The 16,895-nt window shown below is 39.0% G+C and carries 9 protein-coding genes; 4 read left to right on the plus strand and 5 right to left on the minus strand.

Features of this window, described 5'->3' with window-relative positions:
* Positions 1-4 precede the first annotated feature (4 nt).
* Positions 5-3,205, plus strand: a complete 3,201-nt coding sequence (locus tag FNN09_RS18885; RefSeq protein ID WP_143304049.1) for a hypothetical protein — start codon at positions 5-7, stop codon at positions 3,203-3,205.
* An 89-nt stretch (positions 3,206-3,294) separates the two neighbouring features.
* Complete coding sequence (locus tag FNN09_RS18890) at positions 3,295-4,287, plus strand: metallophosphoesterase (RefSeq protein WP_143304050.1); 993 nt, start codon at positions 3,295-3,297, stop codon at positions 4,285-4,287.
* A 63-nt stretch (positions 4,288-4,350) separates the two neighbouring features.
* Here FNN09_RS18890 and FNN09_RS18895 read toward each other — a convergent pair whose 3' ends face one another.
* The gene (locus FNN09_RS18895; RefSeq protein WP_143304051.1) at positions 4,351-4,926 is read right to left on the minus strand and encodes a DUF4136 domain-containing protein; all 576 of its coding nucleotides are present in this window, start codon (positions 4,924-4,926) and stop codon (positions 4,351-4,353) included.
* A 285-nt stretch (positions 4,927-5,211) separates the two neighbouring features.
* Between FNN09_RS18895 and FNN09_RS18900 the strand changes: the two genes are divergently transcribed.
* Together FNN09_RS18900 and FNN09_RS18905 are read left to right on the plus strand one after the other, a co-directional pair.
* On the plus strand, positions 5,212-6,024 hold the full coding sequence (locus tag FNN09_RS18900; protein ID WP_143304052.1) for a hypothetical protein: 813 nt from the start codon (positions 5,212-5,214) through the stop codon (positions 6,022-6,024).
* Between the two features lie 161 nt (positions 6,025-6,185).
* Positions 6,186-8,774, plus strand: a complete 2,589-nt coding sequence (locus tag FNN09_RS18905; RefSeq protein WP_143304053.1) for a LuxR C-terminal-related transcriptional regulator — start codon at positions 6,186-6,188, stop codon at positions 8,772-8,774.
* A gap of 162 nt (positions 8,775-8,936) precedes the next feature.
* Here FNN09_RS18905 and FNN09_RS18910 read toward each other — a convergent pair whose 3' ends face one another.
* From FNN09_RS18910 to FNN09_RS18925, 4 genes are all read right to left on the minus strand, one after another.
* A complete protein-coding gene (locus FNN09_RS18910; protein ID WP_143304054.1) occupies positions 8,937-9,839 on the minus strand; it encodes a hypothetical protein in 903 nt (300 codons plus the stop codon).
* A gap of 12 nt (positions 9,840-9,851) precedes the next feature.
* Positions 9,852-11,234 (minus strand): RagB/SusD family nutrient uptake outer membrane protein, encoded by a 1,383-nt coding sequence (locus FNN09_RS18915; RefSeq protein ID WP_143304055.1) that lies wholly within the window; start codon positions 11,232-11,234, stop codon positions 9,852-9,854.
* 21 nt (positions 11,235-11,255) lie between these two features.
* Positions 11,256-14,327, minus strand: coding sequence for a TonB-dependent receptor (locus FNN09_RS18920; protein ID WP_143304056.1), 3,072 nt, complete (start codon positions 14,325-14,327; stop codon positions 11,256-11,258).
* 340 nt (positions 14,328-14,667) lie between these two features.
* Positions 14,668-16,895, minus strand: a 2,228-nt coding sequence (locus tag FNN09_RS18925) for a T9SS type A sorting domain-containing protein (protein WP_221932540.1), incomplete at its 5' end; no start/stop codon positions are given.

The following is a 16,895-nucleotide window of genomic DNA, read 5'->3' on the forward strand; positions in this document are numbered from 1 at the left end:
TAACATGAAAAGGATTTCAGTACTTCTTACTCTACTTTGTCTGGCAATTCTCAGCAATACAGCACAGGAAAGGCCTGATCATTACGATGCCATGACCTGGCGTTTTATTGGCCCCATTGTCGGTAATCGTGGTTCGGTGGTCATTGGTCATCCAACAGAACCCAATACTTTTTATCATGGAGCAAGTAATGGGCTTTGGAAAACAGAAGATGCGGGCACTTACTGGGAACCCGTTGGCGACAAAGATTTTAACTATGGCAGCATAGGCGCCATGGAATTCTCAGAATCAAACCCACAAATTGCCTACGTTGGTTTAGGCGAACCACAAATGCGTAACAATGTAAGTTGGGGTGATGGTATATATAAAACAACGGATGGTGGAGAAAATTGGACGCATGTTGGTCTAAAAGAAGTGAAGCACATTTCGCAGGTGCGCGTTCACCCCACCAATCCTGACATTGTTTTTGTTGGTGGCTTTGGCGATGCCTTTGGTCCTAATGCAGAACGTGGTGTTTTCCGAACTAAAGATGGTGGGAAAACGTGGGATAAAGTACTTTATAAAAGCGAGCAAGCCGGAGTGATTGACCTGGTGATGAACCCTTCTAACCCCAATGAGCTATTTGCCGTAATGTGGGAGTTTGAACGTAAGGCCTGGGGACCCAAAACCGGAGGACCAGAATCGGGTATGTACAAATCAACGGATGGTGGTGACACATGGACAGAAATAACATACAACAATGGTTTACCTAAAAAGGATCGCGGACGTACTGGTATGACCATGTCGGCTGCTGATGCCAAAAAAGTATATGCCTTAATTGATTCAGAAACCAAGCCAGGCCTATATGTTTCCAACGATTTGGGTGAAAACTGGGAGTTTGTTTCTGACTACTTCCAAGTTATAGGCCGCCCATTTTATTACAGCCACATCTATGCCAGTCCACATGATGCCAATGAACTTTGGAGCCCTAACAACCGTATGTTTATGAGCAAAGATGGTGGTCTTACGTGGATATTGGATCCAGGTACTAAAGATGATTTCCACGATATTTGGATTTGCTCTAAAGATCCAAATCGTATGATTGGAACTAATGACGGTGGCTGCCAGGTGAGTATGACAGGTGGTAAAACATGGAGTAGTCAACACACACAAAAAAATTCGCAGTTTTACAGAGTTAATGTTGATAATGATTTCCCATATAATGTTTATGGAAGTGGTCAGGACATTTTGGCCTATAAAGTACCAAGTGCCTCTCGCTGGGGTGGTATTTCAGGCTACGAAACCACCATTATTGGCAATGGCGAAACCAGCAGTGTAATCCCTAACCCTGATGATTTAAACATCGTTTATAATATTTCTGGTGGTGCACCTGCGGGCAGTGGTGCTCCTTTTACGGTGAACAATATTGCAACCGGGCAAAATGAAGTTCGTTCGGTTTGGCCTGTACCTTTGTTCGGATTGAATGGTTCTGACCTAAAGTACCGTTTCAATTGGGATCTAGCCTATTTCTTATCTCCACACGATTCTAAAACCCTTTATTTGGGTGGCAATGTGGTATTTAAATCTACCGATGAAGGTTTAAACTGGGAAGCGATTAGTCCTGACTTAACAAATGACTTAAAAGACCGTCAGAAAATAACTGGTACACCGTGGTTATCGGAATATTTTGGACAGGAAATTTATAGTACCATCAAACGCCTGGATGAATCGCCTGTTAAGCAAGGTGTTATTTGGACAGGTTCTGATGATGGCAAAATCTACATCACAAAAAATGGAGGTGGCGATTGGGAAGACATCAGCATAAAAGATAAGACCTTACCAAAATACTCACAGGTTTATGAAATAGAGCCATCGCCGCACGATGCTGCAACTGCTTATGTGGTATTCTCTAATTACAATACCTACAACGATTACAAGCCCTACATCTTCAAAACAAATGATTACGGACAAACGTGGATCAACTTATCAGCACAGTTCCCTCAGTCGGAAATTACAAGAACCATTAGAGAAGATAAGATGCGTAAAGGCTTATTATTTGCAGGTACCGAAACAGGTATCTACTACTCTTTAAACGACGGACAAACATGGGATAAATTAAATGCGAACCTACCAGCAGTTCCTGTTGTTGACATTAAAGTAAAAGATGTTGATTTAGTTATAGCTACCAATGGACGTGGTTTCTGGATTATGGATGATATTACTCCATTACGTGAAAAATCTGCTAAGGTGGATGCTAAACAAGTTCATTTATACCCTATTCCTGAGCATACGCGTTTCGGTTATAATTGGTGGTTAGATTATGTCCCAGGCGGCGATCCTGGCATGAAAAAGAACTACTTTGTTCAGAACATGCGCCCAGGATTAACCTATTATGAGTTATCGTTTAAGCAAGTAAATGGAGAACGCAAGCGCCAGTTTATTGATGCTGGTGATCCTAAACCATTGGGGCCAACGTTCTATTTCAAATTGGAAAAAGAACCAAAGGACATTGCCATTGAAATATTAAGCAAGGATGGTAAGGTATTACGCAATTACGGCAAAGAACAAATGATGCTTAATACGGGTAAAAATGGCGACTTTAACACCGGCATGAATAAATTCGTATGGGACATGCGCATCAACATGTTACCACGAGTACCAATGCGTCCTCCAACAGCCATTATACCAATTGTACCACCAGGCGAATACCAGGTTAAACTAACTGTTGATGGCACTGTTGAAACACAATCGTTTAAGATTAAGATGAGCCCCAAAGAGAATTACACTCAGGCACAAGCCGATGCTAAATTCGAATTTTGGATGGGTATGTATAATGCAGCAGCTAAATCAACAGAAAATGTTATTGCTGCATTAAACACAAGAGATGAGGCACTAAAGCAATTGGATACCTATAAAAAATCGGGAGCAAAAGCGAGCAAAATTAAGCGCGCTCAAAAGCAGGCTGATGAAATAGCTAAAATTGCAGGCGATTACGAAAAAGCATTTGTTTCAACTGGGCGAACACTTGCCGAAGTGATTAACTTACCAGCGACTATTCTCTTCAAAATGTCGTTTATGAGTGGAATTATAGATCATTCTGAAGGACCTATTTCTGGAAGTATGCAAAACGAGTTCAAAGTGTTACTAGAGGAAGTGAAGGCTGCCGATGCCAAGTATCAAGCTGATATGGATCCAGCGTTGAAAAAGTTTAACAAATACATAAATTAGTGAATCAACAAAAGGGATGTCATTGACGTCCCTTTTGTTATTAAATCCCCATTATGTAAGTTGTCTTGATAACGAACATTAAAAATACAATGAAGAAAATAATTCTATGCCTAACAATTATTTCACTGTTAACAATAAGCTGCCAAGAGCCAATATTCAAGCACGAAGAGAGCAGAGAAATTAAACCCTGGAGACACCTCAATTTTGACGATGCCCCTGATAAGTTCTCTTTTGCCGTTTTTTCTGACTTAACAGGTGGTGAACGTCCTGAAATATTTAAAGTGGCTGTTGAGCAATTAAATTTATTAAGACCCGAATTCATTGTTAATGTGGGAGATCTAATTGAAGGAGCCAATGAAGATCCTAGTGAATGGCACCAACAATGGGATGATTTCGATCAACGCGCATCAAAGGCCATTGCTCCTATTTTTTATGCCGGTGGCAACCACGACTTAACAGGTGAAATGGCACGATCCGTCTGGAGTAAACGCTTAGGTTCTCGATATTATCACTTTAGGTATAAAGATGTATTATTCTTAATTTTTGACACCGAAGACAACACGCCTGAGCGCATGAAAGAAATAGAGCACATGCGCACTGAAGCCATCGCAAACTTAAAAACAGATGGCTGGGATGGCTTTAACAAATCTGATTATGCCAATATTCCAGAACGCACAGCCGGAACGGTTGGAAGTGAGCAAACAAACTACTTCTTGAAAGTAATTGCTGACAATGCTGATGCCAGATGGACCTTTGTTCTCATTCATAAACCCGCCTGGGAAAAAGAAAACGAACAAAATTTTTCTAAAATAGAAGAGGCTTTATCCGCTATGCCTTACACTGTTTTTAATGGGCATACACATCTATACAATCATCAACAACGCCACGGTCGCGATTACATTAATCTTGCAACTACAGGAGGTCATCAATTTCCGGAACAGGGGCACTCCTTTGATCATTTTATGTGGGTTACTGTAGATAACGATGGTGTGACTTTGGCCAATCTTAAAATGGAAGGAATTTTAGATAAAACGGCTCACATCCCTTTGGGTGGCGACACCTTGGTATTTGAGAACAAATAAGGCACATAAAAAAGGCAGATTTGCATGCTACAAACCTGCCTTTTTTATAATCAATATCTCGAATTATTCTGTTATCGGTAGCGGATACATTTCAAATATTTTGCTCACTATTTCATTAATCTTTTTATCGGCATCTTTAACTTTTCCACCACGTTCTCCTTCTGCCGATCCCATCCATAACATCTCTTTCGTTTTAGGATCAACCACTGCAATTTTTAATTGACCAATTTCCGTTTCATACTCTTGTGTAGTACTATAACTGCTAGCCATTCCATAACCACCATAGCGATAACGACCTCGATACCCCATGTATGGCCCACCCATGTAATCGGTATGCGTTTCGTAACTTTTTTGAATATCAATCCCTACTGCCCAAATAATCAGCATTTCTGGTTCTTCAATTTTTGACATTCCGCGTAATGAAGCTTGTTTATCAATAGCACTCAACAAACGTTGCTCATTCATCTGATTTACATTGTACTTCTCGTTTGCTAAGTCTTCTTCATTAACAAACTGAACTACTTTATAGGTTTTGTATTGCTCAAAATCAACACCTCCCATTTGATCACTTGTATACTTTATAGAGCTACATGAAAAGCCTAGGAAGGCAATAAAAACTAAAGTCAATAATCTATTCATAATCGTTATTTTAGAGTTAATTTGGACTATTCTTTAATAAGATTCTAATTATACAACACACTAACTAATTGAATGTTCTCTATTTCAGTAGATGAAACTAAATCAGGCAAGATTGCGATATCAGCTCAGCCCTTCATTAAGTTAAACATTATCAAACAACTAACCAGATACCTGCAAAATAGTTTAGTAGGAAGCCTCCAACTTAATAAACACTGTTAGCATTTATTTGTTATTATTTCAGAGATTGTTTCTCCGTAACAATAACCAGAAAAATCCAACTGAAAGATGAGTGTAAAACGATATTTACCTTTAATGTGTATGCTTGCATTTATTTCTCTATTGTCATGCACTGCATCACCAAAACATGAGAGTAACGATAATAGTAAGCACAAGGAGCAGTTAAAACAGCTAAACACTATTAATTCAGAGCTTATTGCTCAACTCGACACCCTCACAGAAAAGAATAAAGTTCTTGAGGATTCATTAAAGCATCAGAATGAACAGATCGATTTGATTGGTGATAAAATTTCGGCAAGCAAAGGCTTAACGCCTTCAAGTGCTTTTGTTATACAAGATGTTGAAACATACTCTGATAGCTTAATCATTATTATTGAACAACTTAAACTTCAGAATACTAAATTAAAAGAAGAGAGAAAACGTTTTAATTCAAAAGAAGACAATGAAATTAAAGAAATAATACTGGCCCTTCATCGTGAAATAGAAGACCTACCTAAAAAAGGAAAACCAGATGATGTGATGAAATTATTTCTACCTCGCTTTTCGGTAAATCAAGTTTTAATTGACCACGAGAACAAAGGGCATATTGAAGGTTACACCCATGAAGATTATGCATTACACCTAAAAGACATAGATAAACACAAAGGGTATACCATTGATTTTTACGATACTGAATTTTTAGAGTTGAAAATTAAGGACAATAAATTCTTCAATGTCATGTATGCCTCAAAAATAAAGGTCTTTAATCAGGACATTTATGAATCAAGAAGTGACATAGGAGTTACTGTAACCGGGCGAAAGGAAAATGGAGTATGGAAAATAGCCAGTTATTCGCGTGTTCAATTTCAATATAAAGATTAATTCCAGTCAAACGTGGCGATGCAAACATGGCGTACTTACTCATTATAATTCAATGACTAATGCTACAGTTTAATTTAAATTGCTCATAAGCGATTTGATAAATCTTGTACATTTATTTCGCACTCTAAGAGTTTTGTAAGTAATCCATTAGAATTGAATTCATGCAAGAAACAAACAAGCTCGACATAAGCAAAGCACAAATACCCTCGCTACCTTCTTTTTACCTCAGTCGACCTGAACTTTTAAAAAAGATAAGTGGTATTGATCCGCATAAACTTCTCATTTTCGAAGCCCCATCTGGCTATGCCAAAACATCACTCCTTGCTGAGTGGGCGGCTGAAAATTCATCAACTGTTTGCTGGTTAAATGCCGAGGAAACTGATGCCAATTTGCATGCGTTTATCCGGTATATGATCGCCGCTATCAGAAAGCAAGTACCTAGCTTTTGTAATAACATACAATTTCATCAAAAAGAGTCCAATACATCAATCGTCATTGATGTTACCAATGAATTATATGCTTTACCATTGCCACTTACTTTAGTTATTGATGATTTTCATTTGATATTGAATACAGTCCTTATTGATTTCATTCTTCATCTACATAAAGGTGCTGCAAAAACTTTACAACTAATACTGCTCTCTGATAAACCCATAAGCGATAAGTTTGAAAACCTTGCTCTTAAAAACCTTGTTTATACATTTGATGTCAAACTACTTAAGTTCAATAATCAGGAAATAAGACAATTACTAAAAGAGCAAAAGCCAGCTCTGAAAAACCATGTAAGGGAACTGTGTTCTATTACCTATGGTTGGCCAAACGCAATTATTAATATACTTAACAACGAAACTAATGAAGACAGCAATGTTTGGAAGAGCATTGATTTATACTATGATCGCTACCTTAACTTTTGTTTAAAACAATGTTCACCCAGTACCAAGGCATTAATCCAGCTTTTCTCGCACTTAGGCTGGGTTAATAACGATGCCTTTGATCAATTACTACCTTATTGTGAGGCACTAGTTAAAATTGACTATTTAACGTTTACAAATGAAATAATAAACTGCGGATTGGTTGAGCGAATTGATGACACCAATACAATTCAATTACATCAACCACTGATTAATTATGTACGAAGCAAAGAGCTAAAAATGCTTCATAATAATCATTTCACCTCAAAAGTGGCTTCAATTCTCATTAGTACGGGAGAAAATAAACGAGCTTTTGAGTATTACATTTATGCAGGTCAACAGCAAGATGATTTATTCGACAGGCTTAGGATAGAAGCTCTCAATCAAGGAAATTTCAGATACTTGATTAAGGTCTTATCCTTACTTGATAAACGTGCCAATCAAAACGGTTGCCTTCAATTACTAACTCAGACATGGATTAATTATCATTTTGGCCAAATACATGCCTTTGATAAAAATGTACTAAAACTGGAAAAGTGCATTCCTCTATTAAGCAGTAATAGTTTGGATTTAAATAACCTACGAGGGGAACTAAACACCTTAAAAGCCATTAGAAGTTATTACTTTAAACTAAATACTGAGGAAAGCATCCGCTCTTCGCAAGAAGCCAGCACTTTAATATCACATAGCAATACCTTTGTTGCTGGTATGAACTGGCTTTATTATGCTATTGCACTACAGTATAACGGAAAAGCTTCAAAGGCTTGCGAATTACTTACTCTAAAAATTAATAATGAAGTAAAATCAGAAGCTCAGATAAATTTGTTTATTGCTTTGTGCTATGTACACTGGCTAGAGGCTAATTTAATTGAATTATCTGTTGCAGCACGTACGCTACTTAAACTTTCAAACGAAAATAAGAACAGTCAGTCCCTCGTAATAGCCAAACACTTTTTAGGCATTGTTTTTCTATACAGTAATCGTCAGGACAAAGCAAAAGAAGTATTTTATGAGCTCTTGGAAATCGAAACAAGTGAAAGCTCATTTTATCAGTTTTATGCCTTAACATCTCTTTTATTTATTGGGTTTGAAGACACTGACGATGACAGCGTAACACAGCAATTACTTAACATCCATGAACTGGCGTACCATCGTGATAATCAAATATACAAGGACTATTCAGAGGCCGTCACTCACTTGGCACTTTGGCGACACAAAAATGAATTAAGCTCCTTGAACTGGGCCGAAAATAATGAAGCACGGCTTGATTTCCCAAGTATTTATACCATATCTGTACCACATACGCAGGCATCTATATTAATAAGTTCAAATTACCCCCAACTTATTAAAAAAGGCATTCACCTCTTACAGAACATTAATACACTTTCGAACTTCAAACACAATACCTACCATCGAGTTGAGGCCTTTGTGCTCGAAGCCTTAGGCCAATATAAACTAGAACACTATAAATCGGCATTACTAATATTGAACAAAGCCGTTAAAATTGCGCAAGGGAAAAAACTACATTTACCTTTTGTCAAGTATAAGGATGAACTCCAGAGTTTGTTTGCATCCTTTGATCAGGATGCCATTTCTAATGCTTTTATTCACCAGTTTAGTGAGAATGAGCCACCTAATAAAAAAATAGACTATACGAAGCGGGAAATTGAAGTAATGGAACAATTGCTTACGAAGGTTAGCAACAAAGAAATTGGAGAAAAGCTCTTTATATCTGACAAAACGGTAAAACGCCACATTGCCAATATTTATAAAAAGCTAGGTGCTAGTAATCGTTCCGAGGCAATTAGCCTGGCACGTTTGTATTTTGCAAAAAAGTAAGGATAAGTTTTAAAAACAGCATATTCAATATAGATTTAAACGCTCCTAGCAATGATATCCGATTCAGCAACCAAGGAATCGTTTAGAATAACAAAAGGGAGCTACCCCTTGGCAACTCCCCCTTTAGTCTACTTTGGAAACTAACTTATTATGGTATAATTATTACTCTGCTTGTTTGGTCATTTTACAATAATCTTGTAAACCACCAGCCCAAAGCGCTCCAGCACTTTCAGCAGGTGCTGTTACTTGTAAAGCGTAGCCATTAGGAAACTCAATAACACCTGTTTCCAGATCGAAAGTTCCAAATACCTCGGGATACAAGTTGACAATACCTGCGGATTGATCGGCCCATTCCCAACCTAAAACAGCCAGGTTATAAGGTGATGCGCCAATATAGACATTGAACAATTGCTGATCACGCATGATTTTAACAGTGCCCTCATCGTAATTAAACTGCAATACTAAATCCTGTCCATCTGCCCATAGTCCTGTTAAAACAGCTTTATCCGCATCTTCGTGACCAGAGAGTTCAACCGTATACTCATACACTAATGGTTCAATGGTGGTTTCGTACAAGTCAAATGTTCCAAAAAAGTCGATCAATGGATGTTCGTCATCACCAATGGTAATTTCAGCTACTGTACCAGCTCCATCGGTCATACCAACGTTATAACTAGCCCCTTCGCTTATTAACTTTAATCTAAACGTTTTAGACCCATCCATCACATCATTATCAAGGGGTAGTATGCTAATGTACTCTGTTAGCTCATCGGTGAAATTTAAACTTTGTGTGGTATTCACTATCTCAAAATCAACTCCTTCGATGGCAGGGTTATTAATCCCTTCAATATCTACTACAAAATTAACCTGACCAGATGGGCTTGAACTAGCCACGTACACAGGTACCATTAATGGTTCTGTTTCACTTTCCAGAATTTTGTCTTTATCGATGTTAAAGGCAAAAAAGGTATCCTTATCATCAAATAAATGACTCTCCTCTTCGGAGCATGCACCTGCCATTAATAACAGCATGAATGCGATTGAACTATATATTATTTGTTTCATCACTATCTTCTATTAATTATATCCCTTATTCTGCTCCATGTTATCGTTGGCAAACATCTCGTTTTGTGGTATTGGGAATACAAAACGAAAATCGCCTGCTTCCAACTCAATGCCAGAGGCTAGTTCTGTATCTTCAGGCAAGCGCTTAATGCCCAATCCCCAACGCTTAAGGTCGATGTAGCGATGCCCTTCGTAGGCCAACTCACGACGACGTTCTTCCTGCAAGAAAGCCAAAGCAGTGGCCTGATCGCTATCTGGAGCAGCAGTAGGCATTGAAATACGTGTACTGCGTAAATTATTTAAATCTTCAGCACCTTCAGTCAGCATATTCTTCATAATATATGCTTCGGCTCTGATAAGGAACACCTCCGATAAGCGTAATGCTTTTAAATCCACAATATTTGGCCCTACTCCTTTACCATCGTGCTTATTTACTGTTTCGTTACTTTGGCTGTTAACACCAAAATACACATCAGCCCTTACGTCATCAGCTGTGTATTGATTTTGCAAATCGTTACTAGGCGAAAAATATAACTCACCATTGGAAGCATCGGAAAAGATATTACCCAATGCAGGTGAACCTTCTACGCGTGAAAGCTTAAATATCACTTCTGCCTTCTCGTTCAAGGCAAAGGCATCATCCCATATTTTTTCAACCTCATCAATATTGGCCAGGCGCATGCCCGATTGATCAATAACTGTAGATGCATAAGCAATTGCATCGTCATAATTACGCTCGTATAAGGCTACGCGAGCCATTAAAGCATTGGCAGCTATCTCTGTAGCTATATTACTCGTAAACTCATCGTTCATTAAAGCAATAGCCTCTTGTAAATCAGCTTTAACATTTGTATAAACTTCAGTCTGAGAATCTCTAACAGGATTTGAAATCACTGAATTAGCCATAAAAGGAACTCCCATTGCATCAGCAGCATCAAAATTCATGGTGTAAGCACGCATTAACTCAAAATGGCAGTAGGCACGTATAAAGTAACACTCTCCCATTACTTGCTTAATTCTCTGATCTTCCACATCAAACTTTGCGGCTACCTCCAACATACGGTTGGCTCTATCGATGGTATGATACATATCGCGCCACATGCTGTAAAATTCTCCAACACTTGCGGTAAACTCCCAGTTATGAATGGCAATACCTTGTCCTCTGTTTTGTGCCGATAAACGTAAATCATCACTGGCACGAGACGATATAGCCACCACCGTGTGCGCATTTAAGGAAGCGTAAACACCAATCATTCCATCTTGCACATCTTCAATTGACTGAAAGGCATCTTCATCAATGATGGAATCCTTTGGGTTAAGGTTTAGTTTGCTATCGCAAGCCATAAAGCTGGCTACAACTAGCACTAACCATGTATATTTAAAAATTCGTTTCATTATTTTTTTTTTTACCAATGATTAAAATGCAACATCGACACCAATAGAATAGGTACGAGCAGCAGGATATTCGTATGTAGCAATGTTATTGCTATCCTCTGGATCGAATCCCGACCAGCTAGTCCAGGTCAAAAGGTTTTGAGCCTGACCATATACTCTTATTGATTGAATAAAACCAGAATGCTTTAAAAGTTCAGTAGGCACACGATACGCCAATTGTACATTACGCAAACGTAAGAATGATGAATCCTCAATATCTTTGGAGGTAATTTGTCGCTCCGTTCCTAAACGCTGTATCTCGGTAATATCACCTGGCTTTTGCCATATATCCAACATCTTACGCGACATGTTGTACTGAGCGAAATTATGGTTCTCTTGAAAGAACGATTCGTTGTTCAAACGAGAGTAACCGTAAGCATAGGTGAAGCTGGCACTCAGGTCAAAGCCTTTATATTTTAAAGCACTGCCAAAACCACCGTTGATAGGCGCTTCAGAGGTACCAAACTTAGCCACCCAGGCGGCCTTGTTAAAATCACTCGTAACACTGCCATCCTCGGCATAATACATTGGGTCTCCAGTAGCTGGGTTAACTCCTGCCCACTCAGGTATATAATGAGAATTTAAAGGCAGTCCTTCGCGTACAATGGAGGTACCACTTTCAAACTCATCCACCTGGCCTAGATCCAATATCTCATTGTCGTTGTAAGAAATATTACCATTCACACTCCATGTGAAATTTCTGTTGCGGATGATGTCATAGTTGACCAACAATTCAACACCACGATTTCGCATTTCACCAGCATTCACACGCTTGGCATCGCCAGGAACTCCAGCTGTTGACGACAGGCTCTGAACTAAGAATAGGTCGGATGTAATGTTGTTATACACATCAACAGAACCATTTAAACGATTATTAAACAGGTTGTAATCAATACCAAGGTTGGCCTTATGACCAATTTCCCATTTAATATCAGGATCGCCCGACCCGGCTAAGCCAATACCTGGCGTACCATTATATGACGGCGTTCCCCAAACGGTTAAGGATTCAAAATCGCCTACTCCCTGGTTACCGGTTGTACCGTAACTGGCGCGTAACTTCAGGTTATTAACCCAATGTACACCTTCCATAAAACCTTCGCGGCTAATGTCCCAAATAAAACCACCAGAATACAACATGGCAAATTGATTGTTTTCACCAAAGGCCGATGAACCATCACGACGAATACTTCCACTAAAACTGTATTTATCGTTAAGGGTATAGTTTAAAATGGCGAATAAAGAGAATAAACGACGTTGACTCTCTCCTCCCCCAACACCTGGAATAAAATTATTGGTACTGGTTCCTGGAGTGATACTAGCCATCGATTCAGGTAGTTTGGAGTTTAAGCCATAACCTGTGAAACCAAATGACTGGTTGTAACGATCGGTATATTCCGATCCGACCAACACACCTAGAATATGCTTATCAGCTATTAACTTTTTATAATCCAAGGTATTGGTAAAAGTGGTTTCAATGCGTCGGCTGGTGCTTTCTGAAATATAACCTTCGCGATTAGAAGCCTCATCACTGGCATTTTCCGACTCAAAAGCATCAGGACTAACATAACGTTCTCCCTGCCCCTGACGGTAATCTATACCATATTGTGTTTTAGCAGTTAAACCGGGTAGTATATCCCACTCGGCGTTAAACACACCTACAAATTTGGTATTTTCGCCAGTACTTGACATGTTTAAAATTCGATCATAAGCATTGGGCCCTGTTAGAGCAAATGACTGGTAATCGTTTTCATTAGCAAAATTTCTTTCATCATTGGATGGGAACTTATAAAACCCACGGTTGTACGAACCATCTGGTTTGTATAACTCCTCATAGGTATTAGCCAGATACATGGCAGCAAATGGGTTGGCTAATGCAATACCGCCTTCCGATTCAATGGTGCTGTTGGATGCATAACTAAAAGTAGTAGAAACACCCACACGTATCTTCTTCGATACTTCATGATCTAAATTTAAACGGCCTGTGTGGCGCATTAAATCAGAGCGCTGAGCTAAACCTTCCTGTGTGTAATTTTGGTAGGCCATGTAAAATTTTGTCTTCTCATTACCGCCCGACAGATTAATTTCGTGGCTTTGTGTTTGTCCATTACGTACAAAAGCATCTTGCCAGTTGGTATTGATACCACGTAAGCGGTTTAATTCTGTTTCGTGCTGACCAAGTAGTGCTGAACTTAAACCAGCATTAACAGGGTTTAAGGGACTTAAATCCCAACCTACTCCTTTTTTAGCATATTCTTCGAACCATAACTTCTCCGATGAATTCATCAACTCAAAGTTATCTTGTGTTTTGACCGACACACCGGCCTGATAACGGTAGTTAATGCGTGTATCACCAGCCTGACCACGCTTGGTGGTAATTAAAATGACACCATTGGATGCACGCGAACCGTAAATAGAAGTGGCAGCCGCATCTTTTAATACCACTACATTTTCAAAATCGTTGGCATTAAGGTTGGCAAAATCACCGGCTGAAATAGGTGTACCATCCATAATGTATAGTGGAGCACTACCACCCGTAATAGACGAGGTACCACGAATACGCACTTTAGCAGAAGCACCTGGCTGACCCGAACCTGATGAGATAGCCAAACCAGTGGTTTTACCTTGTAACATTTGATCAAAGGTTGCCACTGGCACCTGCTCTAATTCTTTGGCCGAAACAGTAGTAATCGCCCCTTTCAAGCCCACTTTACCTTTACTACCATAAGCGGTAACAACCACTTCTTCCACAGCAACGGCATCGTCGGCCATGGCTACATTAAATACGGTTTTACCAACCATAGGAATTTCCTGAGTGGCCATACCCACAAATGAAAACACCAAGGTCTCGTCCGCTTCGTCAACCTGCAGGCTAAACTGCCCATCAATATTGGTAACGGTACCGTTTGTGGTACCTTTTACCATTACAGTAACACCCGGCATGGTTAAACCATTGGCCGCCTCTGTAACTACCCCACTAATGCTTTTGCTTTGTGCCATCAGCATAAGGCCAGGAACAAACGCCAAAAACATTAATAAACTTAGAAATCGTTTCATTGATTAAATATTAGTTTTAACTGAACTGACAAGGGCAAACAGCATGCTTTTCAGCACCAAGTGGTCTGCACTTTATCACACTCTATTTAGTTTGTTATATAGTATTCTTCCTTGCGGAAGCATTGTTCTTTCGATTTAGGTTAACAGTACTTGTTGACTGTTGTACTTATTTAACTACCTACTAACGGTAAAGGGTATAAGCAAACCTATGTATTGGGTATTGAATTAAGGATTCTTTCCTTTTGTAAAGGATTACCGGCCAATTGGCCGGTAATCCTTTCAAGTGTTTCCGACTTAATGAATTGTTTCAACTCATTCAACTAAGTCTATATATCGCTCGTTAGCGTTTTTGAATTTTAACTGTTTTAGTGGTGCCATCAACTGTTACAACGTTGACAATGTATAAGCCACTGTTTAAACTACTCATGTTAACAGAGGTAATGTTGCTACCTGTTTCGGTTAAGACAACAGCACCAGCTAAGTTGTATACATCAACCTTTGTTACTGTTTCGCCAGAAATACGTAGGATGTCTGATACCGGGTTTGGACCGACTGTTAACTCAACTGTTGAATCTCCCAATTCCTCATCAAGTGAAGTAGGAACAGAAGGAGGCACTGCAACTGCAGCCTCTGTTGGCCACTCCGTGATAATGCTAACTTCCGAAGCAGTCATATCAGAATGGAAAATAGCTGTATGCGTACCGTCATAGAAATCCGAAACAATATGGTTACCTGTGAAAGAAGCATCCATTCTCAAGTCATAGATTCCAATTAAGTTTTCAGAGTCATTGTAACCTACAAGGGCAACTGTTGTTCCCAAGTCCTCTGAGAAAATAGCACTGAATTCAACACCTCCAACCGTACGATTGATAGCAGTTAACATAGTACCATCTGTTGTATCTACAATTCGAGTCAATGCACCATTGTTTAGGTTATAAACATATAGGCCACGTCCTGTAGTTGCATCAGTTGCAAAGAAGTACAAGTTATCACCTGAAACGATTAGTTCTTCAATTCCGTCAGCAACTGCGTCTCCATTAATATCAATAGCTTTAGTTCCTGTAGCTCCATCTAGCATGTAGATTTTATCAACCCCAGCATTATCAACAACGACATAAGAATTATTACCATGAGCAACAAACCCTTTTTCATATGCTGGCTGTCCTGTAAAGAACATATCGGTCATTGAACTTTCCGATACGTGAGCGATATTATAATTTGTTTCTCCTTTCATAAAGAAGTAAACATTATCGCCAGCCACTTCAAATGCATTGGCATTACTTCCCCATGGTATAAATGCAAAACCATTATAGCTTGTTATCTGGGTAAATTCAGGCGTAGCAGCACTGAAATCAATCATTGATACCTGAAATTGCCCCCCATTAAAAGTTTCTAAATATCCATTAATAAATAGCTTATTTCCAACGACTGCGAAATCAGAAGTACGAGAAGCTAAGTAATTTGTCTTTACTGGACCTAAATCACTACTGTGGTAGATATATCCACAATTTACATAGTCATTATCTTTCCAAACATCATCTTCTCCTATCCAAACATAAGTGCCATTTCCCATGCGGTATACTTCATTACGAATAGCAACAGGCGATGTAGCTACGGTAGATACTGTTCCACTTGCTAACTCCATAATGTCAGAACCAACTACATAATGAGCATTCCACGATGTACTTGAACCTGTTAAATCCATAACACTTCCGCTTGTGTATGAAGGATTAGATGCGTCAACCACTTCTAATGTAAAATCAGTACTCATTGGTACTGGTTTTGCGTACTTCAAAACCTCATTTGTTCCATCATCAGACAAATACACGAAGTTACCCATATAAGGCACAACTACCTGTGCTTCACCATCGGTATTACCCCCATTGGTTAAGCTCATCGTATGTGCAGGTGGAGCTGTTGGAGTAACCGTCACAGTAGCAACAGTAGGCCACCCTGTCATCACACTAACATCAGAAGATATTCCGTTAGAGTGGAAAACAACCGTATTAGTTCCTGCATAAATTGCTGAAACTGTATTTGAATTACCGGTAAATGTGGCATCCATACCTACCAAATATGTTCCTACTGTATTGTTTACAGCGTGAAAACCAACCGCAAATAAATCTGCATCAGAATTTTGTGAGAACATAGCTTCGAAAGCAATTCCTGATGCTATTTTGCTAATTGCTGTCAAGTTAGTACCATCAACTGAATCAGCTATACGAGTCAATAAACCAGTTGTTAAATCAAGTACATATAAACCACGACCATCAGTTGCATCAGTTGCAAAGAAATATAAGTTATCACCTGAAACTGTTAATTCTTCAATTCCGTCAGCAACTCCGTCGCCATTAATATCAATGGCTTTAGTTCCTGTCGATCCATCTAACATGTAGATTTTATCAACCCCAGCATTATCAACAACGATATAAGAATTATTACCATGAGCAACAAACCCTTTTTCATATGCTGGCTGTCCTGTAAAGAACATATCGGTCATTGAACTTTCCGATACGTGAGCGATATTATAATTTGTTTCTCCTTTCATAAAGAAGTAAACATTATCGC

The organism is Carboxylicivirga sp. M1479 (genome assembly GCF_007097485.1).
Lineage (GTDB): Bacteria > Bacteroidota > Bacteroidia > Bacteroidales > Marinilabiliaceae > Carboxylicivirga.

Bases quoted from the DNA above. Each gene is read 5' to 3' on its own strand.
- FNN09_RS18900 (WP_143304052.1), top strand. From the start codon at position 5,212: ATGAGTGTAAAACGATATTTACCTTTAATGTGTATGCTTGCATTTATT.
- FNN09_RS18895 (WP_143304051.1), bottom strand. From the start codon at position 4,926: ATGAATAGATTATTGACTTTAGTTTTTATTGCCTTCCTAGGCTTTTCA.
- FNN09_RS18910 (WP_143304054.1), bottom strand. From the start codon at position 9,839: ATGAAACAAATAATATATAGTTCAATCGCATTCATGCTGTTATTAATG.
- FNN09_RS18920 (WP_143304056.1), bottom strand. From the start codon at position 14,327: ATGAAACGATTTCTAAGTTTATTAATGTTTTTGGCGTTTGTTCCTGGC.
- FNN09_RS18915 (WP_143304055.1), bottom strand. From the start codon at position 11,234: ATGAAACGAATTTTTAAATATACATGGTTAGTGCTAGTTGTAGCCAGC.
- FNN09_RS18890 (WP_143304050.1), top strand. From the start codon at position 3,295: ATGAAGAAAATAATTCTATGCCTAACAATTATTTCACTGTTAACAATA.
- FNN09_RS18885 (WP_143304049.1), top strand. From the start codon at position 5: ATGAAAAGGATTTCAGTACTTCTTACTCTACTTTGTCTGGCAATTCTC.
- FNN09_RS18905 (WP_143304053.1), top strand. From the start codon at position 6,186: ATGCAAGAAACAAACAAGCTCGACATAAGCAAAGCACAAATACCCTCG.